The organism is Vreelandella subterranea (assembly GCF_900111305.1).
Classification (GTDB): domain Bacteria; phylum Pseudomonadota; class Gammaproteobacteria; order Pseudomonadales; family Halomonadaceae; genus Vreelandella; species Vreelandella subterranea.
In genome coordinates, this window is sequence record NZ_FOGS01000017.1 from 21,089 (window position 1) to 27,824 (window position 6,736).

General features: G+C 60.6%; 6 protein-coding genes. 1 reads left to right on the forward strand and 5 read right to left on the reverse strand.

All coding sequences use genetic code 11. The features are described 5' to 3' along the window. Window positions 1-43 precede the first annotated feature (43 nt). The 5 genes from glyA to BMX75_RS17475 form a co-directional block, all read right to left on the reverse strand. Entirely contained in the window at window positions 44-1,309 is a 1,266-nt protein-coding gene (glyA, locus tag BMX75_RS17455; RefSeq protein ID WP_092830916.1) for a serine hydroxymethyltransferase, read from the reverse strand. 198 nt (window positions 1,310-1,507) lie between these two features. Further along, on the reverse strand, window positions 1,508-1,987 hold the full coding sequence (locus tag BMX75_RS17460) for a hypothetical protein (protein ID WP_092830918.1): 480 nt from the start codon (window positions 1,985-1,987) through the stop codon (window positions 1,508-1,510). Further along, the gene (locus BMX75_RS17465; protein ID WP_092830920.1) at window positions 1,984-2,283 is read right to left on the reverse strand and encodes a nucleotidyltransferase domain-containing protein; all 300 of its coding nucleotides are present in this window, start codon (window positions 2,281-2,283) and stop codon (window positions 1,984-1,986) included. The genes BMX75_RS17460 and BMX75_RS17465 overlap by 4 nt, the downstream gene beginning before the upstream one ends. Before the next feature lie 308 nt (window positions 2,284-2,591). After that, on the reverse strand, window positions 2,592-5,159 hold the full coding sequence (locus BMX75_RS17470; RefSeq protein WP_092830922.1) for an ABC transporter permease: 2,568 nt from the start codon (window positions 5,157-5,159) through the stop codon (window positions 2,592-2,594). Further along, window positions 5,156-5,926 (reverse strand): ABC transporter ATP-binding protein, encoded by a 771-nt coding sequence (locus tag BMX75_RS17475; protein ID WP_092830923.1) that lies wholly within the window; start codon window positions 5,924-5,926, stop codon window positions 5,156-5,158. Before BMX75_RS17475 ends, BMX75_RS17470 begins: the two co-directional genes overlap by 4 nt. Here BMX75_RS17475 and BMX75_RS17480 point away from each other — a divergent pair. Further along, on the forward strand, window positions 5,925-6,611 hold the full coding sequence (locus BMX75_RS17480; RefSeq protein WP_092830925.1) for an arylesterase: 687 nt from the start codon (window positions 5,925-5,927) through the stop codon (window positions 6,609-6,611). The two genes, BMX75_RS17475 and BMX75_RS17480, sit on opposite strands and share 2 nt — an antisense overlap. Window positions 6,612-6,736 lie beyond the last annotated feature (125 nt).

Genomic DNA, 6,736 nt, shown 5'->3' on the forward strand with positions numbered 1-6,736 from the left:
GGGGTTTGTAGGAGCCCAATTTATTGGGCGATCAGGTGGTGGTTTACTTATAAACCGGGAACTTGTTGCATACCGCGGCGGCTTTATCCAGCACTTCGGCTTCGATGGCGGCGGTGTCGTCGCCGCTGGCGAGCACATCGAGGATGTCGCAGATCCAGCCGGCCAGGTCGCTGCACTCTTTTTCACCGAAGCCGCGCGTGGTCACAGCGGGGGTGCCGATGCGCAGGCCGGAGGTGACGAACGGGCTTTGCGGGTCGTTGGGCACAGCGTTCTTGTTGACGGTGATGTGCGCACGGCCTAGCGCGGCGTCGGCGTCTTTGCCGGTGACGCCCTGCTTGATCAGCGAGAGCAGGAACAGGTGGTCTTCGGTGCCGCCGGAGACGATGTCGTAGCCGCGATCCATGAACACTTTGGCCATCGCCTGGGCGTTCTTCACTACCTGCTGCTGGTAGGTCTTGAACTCGGGCGCCATGGCTTCCTTGAAGCAGATGGCCTTGGCGGCAATCACGTGCATCAAGGGGCCACCCTGGCCACCAGGGAAGACGGCGGATTGCAGCTTTTTCTCGATATCCGCGTTGTTCTCGGCGGAGAGAATCACGCCACTACGCGGGCCACGCAGGGTTTTGTGCGTGGTGGAGGTGACTACGTGGGCGTGGGGCAGCGGGCTTGGGTAAACGCCTGCGGCGACCAGGCCGGAGACGTGGGCCATATCCACCAGTAGGTAAGCGCCCACTTCGTCGGCGATCTCGCGGAACTTGGCCCAGTCGACAATTTGCGAGTAGGCGGAGAAGCCGGCGATGATCATTTTCGGCTTGTGTTCGCGGGCCAGTGCCGCGACCTGGTCGTAGTCGATCAGGCCTTGCTCATTCAGCCCGTACTGAATGGCGTTGTAGTGCTTGCCGGAGAAGTTGGGCTTGGCACCGTGGGTCAGGTGGCCGCCCGCGTCCAGGCTCATGCCGAGGATGGTATCGCCCGGCTTGACCAGCGCCTGGAAGACAGCGCTGTTGGCCTGGGAGCCGGAGTGCGGCTGCACGTTGACGTAGGTGGCGCCGAACAGTTCCTTGGCGTAGTCGATGGCGAGGTTTTCGGCGATATCGACGAATTCACAGCCGCCGTAGTAGCGCTTGCCGGGGTAGCCTTCGGCGTATTTGTTGGTCAGCTGGCTGCCCTGGGCTTCCAGTACGCGTGGGCTGGCGTAGTTTTCTGAAGCGATGAGTTCGATGTGGGCTTCCTGGCGCGCCACTTCTTTCTGCATGGCGTCAAACAGCACATCATCGAATCCGGCAATTGTCATATCGCGGCTGAACATCGGCGGGGAACCTCGTACGAAGGGTCGGTCATGAAAGAGTAGGCGGCCATGATACCTCAGCCGAGCGCGAGTTTCATCGCATCCGCGTCAGGATGCAGATGAATCGCGCTCATGTGGTGGTGCTGCTTGAATGTTGCTCGTAGACGGTCTGATCGCCCGACAAGTCGGACTCCTAAACCGCAAATTTTGAGTTCATTTCTATTTCGCTAATAGTTCCTGCACTTGCATTCCAAGCCTTTCTGCAAACTGCCTTAGCACGGTAATATTGCCATGCGCTGTCGTTAACGCGTCTAACAACGTCTGCGTATCTTCGATATATTCGTGGATCATCTGATTACGTAGTTGCCTGAGTGCAACCCAATGCTCAGAAGATGAAAGCCAGCCGTATTTTTCAGCTTTTTCAAGGTTAATCAACAACGCCCGATCTGGCTCGCCCAAGGCTTTGAGCAACGCTGGTAACAGCTTATCTCCAAGAGTATCTTGCAAACGGCAAAACCTGCTAGCGAATGCTTCTACCTTCATCGCTAACTCTGGCATATTATCTAGATTTTCCACATCTTCATAAGTCAACTGCCCATCAAAGACCTGATTGTCTGCGTATTCTAAGTGTCTGATTTCTTTCTCAACTACACGACTGAGAAACGTTAGCCTTACCTCCATCTCCTGAGCTATGTTCACAGCGCGATTCCTTGAGATTTGGCAACCTGATGTATGACTGCTTTTGGCATGTTGGGCGCGTCTAGAACCACATCTATTTTCCTATCGCCCAATTGTTTGATGATTTTTGCCTGCAGCTTTGCAGTGTCCCATGCTGGACGCTCTACGATGTTATTAACCGAAACCAGTAAGTCGATATCTCCGCCCTTGGCACTATCATCCGTACGTGAGCCAAACAGCGATACTTCTGCTTCGGCGCCGAAAACAGCTTCGACCGATGCTTTGATTATGTGGATTTCGCGAGCACTCAGTCTCATAGCATGGCTACCTAACGATAAGTTGACTCTGATTGATCTGAAGGCCGCCCCTACTGAAAAATGGCGATAAAGGAATTTTAGCACTTCATGGTGTTTTGCAAGCAACTCCAATGATAGCACTGTATGTAATCGTCTGTAGACGGCCTAATCGCCCGACAAGTCGGGCGCCTACAGGGGCTGGGTGCAACCACCAACGTATGTGCATCGGGGGTTGTAGGAGCCCAATTCATTGGGCGATCAGTAGTGATCCAGCCACCGCAGTTTATGGCCTGCAGACGACCTGATCGCCCGACACTGCGGACTGGGTGCTAGGCCTCGCCCAATAATCCTAAACTCGCCGCGGGGGCTTGTTTGCGTAGGCTGCGGGAGAGGCCGTGGCCGATAACGCCGATCAGCAGTGCGCCGCCGATGGGTAGCGCAAGCCATAGTTCCGGGTGCACGCGGGGCGCTAGATCGAGCAGGTAGAGATACAGTACGGCGGTGGCGAGCTCGGCTAGGGCCGCACCGAGTAGCCCGCTGGCCAGGCCTAGTAGCGCGAATTCGGCGCCTTGTATCCGCGAGATCATCGTCTCCCCTGCTCCGAACACGCGCAGCAAGCCGCTTTCGTGGGCGCGCACCGGGCGGCTGGCGGTGAGCGCGGCGTAGAGCACGCTGACCCCGGCCAGCAGCACGAGGATCAGCACCAGTTCCACCGCGCGGGTGACCTGGGTGAGCACATCGCGCACCTGCCCTAGAATGGCCTCGACGTTAAGCAGCGAGACGCCAGGGAAGTCACGCACCAGTTGATTGATCAGGCTTTGCTCTTCTTCCGGCAAGAAAAACGCCGTGATATAGCTGTGGCCGAAGGATTCCAGCACTTCCGGCGGGAAGATCACGAAGAAGTTGGGCCGGAAGGAATCCCAGTTGAGACTGCGCAGGCTGGTGATTTCGGTGGTGATTTCATCGCTGCCCACGGCGAAGGTGATCTGGTCGCCCAGCGTCAACCCCAGCCGTTCTGCCAAGCCGTCTTCCACGGAAATGGGCACCGGCACGGCTTGGGCGGTGGCGTCTACCTCGTTCATCCAGCCTTGCTGTTCGTCAGCGCCCTCATCATCTGCAAACCATTCCCCGGCGACGATCTCGTTGCCTTCCGGCACCTCGGCCTGCCAGGTGAGGTTGAGCTCGCGGCGCAGGGAGTTGTCGCCGCGGGCATCCGGGCGCACGGCTTCACGCGGGTCCTGGTCGTTGATCGAGATCACCCGGCCGCGGACCATGGGGTAGAGTTCGCTTTGCGCTTCGGCCCGCGGGCTGACCACGTTTTCGAAGTCGTCGCGCTCGCTGGGCTGAATGTTGATCGCGAAGTAGTTGGGGGTGTCGTCGGGAAGCTGGTCCTGCCAGGTATTGAGCAGGTCGCCGCGGACCAGGACGATCATCGCCATGGCGAAGAAGGTCACCGAGAACGCCATCAGTTGACCAAGCCCGGCCTGCCGACGCCGCCCCAACTGGCGCCCGCCCAGACGCAGCGCCTGCGACCAGGGGCCTTTGCCCGAGAGCGCCTGCACGCCACGCAATACGCCATTCAGCAGGAGCATGCTGATCCCCCACAGCACGCCGAGCAGGGCCGCACCGCCGACCAACAGGGCCATTGCCAGCGGTAGACTGCCGGAATACAGCCATAGCAGGCCGCCAAACACCAGGCTGGCCACGCTGACCACCAGCCATGCGGCGGGCGGCAGCGGGTCCAGCTCGCGACGCAGTACCTTGAGGGCACTGACGCGCTTGATGCGCAGCAGTGTAGGCCCGGCAAAGCCGATCAGCACGGCGAAGGCCGTGAGCACCCCCAGGCCGAGGGGCATGATGCCGGGGGGCGGTAGCGTCATGGGCAGGAAGCTGGCCAGCAGCCATAACAATGCGGCCTGCCCGGCCAGCCCCAAGATGGCGCCCAGCAGCGAGGCCACCAGGGCCAGGCCCAGCAGCTGAATCGAGAAGATGACGACCAGCTGGTGCTGGCTGGCCCCGAAACAGCGCAGCAGCGCGGCGGTGTCCAGGTGGCGTTCCACATAACGGCGGGTGGACATGGCCACCGCCACACCTGCCAACAGCACGGCGGCGAGCCCGGCCAGGCCGAGGTAGCTTTCGGCGCGCTCAAGGGCATTACCTAACTGTGGCTGGTCGACGCGTACGTCGCTGACTTCAACGCCATCCCGTCGCAGTTCGTTGAGCAGCCCCTGCACGGCATCCAGCGCCTGGGGTGGCCCGGCGGCGAGGATTTCAAACTCGACCCGGGAGCCTTCCTGAATCAGCCCGGTGGCCTCCAGGTCGGCGGTGTTGAGCATCAGCCGGGGGTTGAAGCTGCCGAAACCGCCGGATTGGTCGGCTTCACGCTCGATAATGCCGCTGATGGTCAGCTCTGTCTGCCCCACTTGAACGCTGTCACCGATCTCGATGTCAATCAGTTGGGCGAGGCGCGGGTCGGCCCAGGCTTCACCCGCTGGTGGGCCGGAGGCCACTTGCTCGGTGCCCTCCCCCAGATCCACCATCGAGGTGCCGTAATGTGGGTAGATATCGTCCACGGCTTTCAGGCTGGCAGGCTGGAAGCGGTCGCCGCGGCTGATCATCGAGACGAGATCCACTTGGTCGCTCAGGGTAAAGCCGGCGTCTTCCAACTGGGTGCGCAGGTCTTCACTGAAAGGGTCGCGCTGTTCCAGTACCACGTCGCCGCCCAGCATCTGGCTGGCCTGGCGTTCCAGGCCGCGGTCCAGGCGGTCGAGGAAAAACGCGATCATGGTGGAGGCGGCCACGGCCAGCATGAGCGCCACGAACAATGCGCGCACGTCGGCGGCACGCAGGTCGCGCTTCAGGCTACGTAGGGCCAGCCGGGCGTTAAGGTTGCTCATGTCTTGGCCTCTTCACTTTCAAGCGTATCGCTGGCGAGGGTATGAGGATCGAAGGCATCAAGACGGCCATCGATCAGCCGCAGGCAGCGGTCGCAACGGCGGGCCAGGGCGTGGTCGTGGGTGACCAGGATTAGCGTGGTGCCCGCCTGGTGGTTGAGTTCGAAGAGCAGGTCGATGATTTGCGCGCCGGTGTCCGGGTCCAGGTTGCCGGTGGGTTCGTCGGCGAAGACCAGTTCCGGGTCGCTGACAAATGCCCGGGCGATGGCCACGCGCTGCTGCTCGCCGCCGGAAAGCTGTTTGGGCAGGTGGCCCTGGCGCTCGCCCAGGCCAACGCGGGTCAGCCACTGGGCGGCGGTGTCGGTTTCCCCAGCACGGGGCGAGAGTTCCAGCGGCAGCAGCACGTTTTCCAACGCGCTTAACGTGGGCAGCAGTTGGAAGTTCTGAAACACAAAGCCTACGCGACCCGCGCGCAGCGACGCACGGCCGTCTTCATCCAGGCGGCTGAGGGGATGGCCGAACAGGTTGAGCTCGCCGTCTGTCGGGGTGTCCAGCCCTGCCAACAGGCCCAGCAAGGTGGATTTGCCCGCCCCGCTCTTGCCCAGAATGGCCACACTCTCTCCGGCTGCCACGCTCAACGAAAGGTCGTGTAAGATAGTCAGCGTGCGTTCGCCACTGGTGACACTTTTGGTCAAGCGTTCGGCATGAAGCACGCGTTGGCCAGCCGCCTTGGCGGTGGGTTCAGGGGAATCAGCAGAGGAGTAAGACATGAAGCGTGGCATCCTTGTAGCTTGGCAAAAAGTAGCATGGCAAAAACATTACCGCATACTAACCCTGTGGCTGGGGGTGCTGATAGCCACCCTGGTCGCCTCGCCAGTCAACGCTGAGCCGGTCAACTCGGACGCAGACTCCGCCCCCACTCTGTTGGTCATGGGCGATAGCCTGAGCGCGGCCTATAACATCGAGCGCGAAGAAAGCTGGGTGGCCCTGCTTGAAGAGCGGCTGCCGGAAGAGGCAACCGTGGTCAACGCAAGCATCAGCGGTGAAACCACTTCGGGTGGTGTGCAGCGTTTCGGTGACCTGTTGAGACAGCACGAGCCGGATATTGTTCTGCTGGAGCTGGGCGGCAACGATGGGCTGCGCGGCCTTCCGCCGCGACAGATGCAGGCCAACCTGGCAACGATGATCGAGGCCAGCCAGGCCGCCGATGCCGAAGTCCTGCTGCTGGGCATTGATATTCCGCCCAACTACGGCGCTGCCTACCGCGAAGCGTTTACCACCGTTTATTACCGTCTTGCGGAAGAATACGACATTGAGCTGGTACCGTTTTTGCTGGAAGGCGTGGCCACCGACGATGCCTTGATGCAGGATGACGGCATCCACCCCACCGCCGCGGCGCAGCCGGTAATTCTGGAAACCGTGTGGGAGAAGTTGGAAGGTATCATGACCCAATAGGTTATCGCTTGTAGATGGCCTACTCCCCTGTAGGAGCCCAATTCATTGGGCGATCAGCAAGGATCAAGGCACCGAGAGATATGGCTTGTTGACGGCCTGATCGCCCGACATAGTCGGGCTCCTAC